The following is a 504-nucleotide window of genomic DNA, read 5'->3' on the forward strand; positions in this document are numbered from 1 at the left end:
TCGTCGCCGACACCACCGCGCCGGTTGTGAACATCACCAACCCGGTCAACGGCGCCACCATCTCCGGCAACGTGAACATCGGCGCCAGCGCCACCGACAATGTGGCCATCGCCAACGTCAGCCTGTACGTGGACGGCGTGCTGAAGGCCACCGGCAACGGTTCCGTGACCTATACCTGGAACGCCCGCAAGGAAGCCAGCGGCACCCACACCATCCAGGCCACTGCCCGCGACACCGCCGGCAACAGCACTACCAAGACCGTACAAGTCGTCAAATAATTCGAATTACCCCCTGTTTCAGCCCGGCTTGGTCCGGGCTTTTTTTATTTAAATTCAATATTAAACTTTCGAAATAAAAGTTAACCGCACGAAATAATCCAAGTCATTGAATTAACGAAGGTTTCTTTTATTTCAGACTTAATTTCCACAGGCCAAAAAAGTTTTTCGAATAGTGCTTGCCATCATGCAAGTTACTGATTAAGATTCCCTACAGCAAGATCTGAAA

Annotated in this window: 1 protein-coding gene; it reads left to right on the forward strand. The window is 51.0% G+C overall.

The window, feature by feature from the left end; genetic code table 11:
• On the forward strand, positions 1-278 hold a 278-nt coding region (locus GTP41_RS26785; protein ID WP_229503106.1), incomplete at its 5' end, for an Ig-like domain-containing protein.
• Between the last annotated feature and the right edge of the window lie 226 nt (positions 279-504).

The sequence above is a fragment of the Pseudoduganella guangdongensis genome (assembly GCF_009857475.1).
GTDB lineage: Bacteria > Pseudomonadota > Gammaproteobacteria > Burkholderiales > Burkholderiaceae_D > Rugamonas > Rugamonas guangdongensis.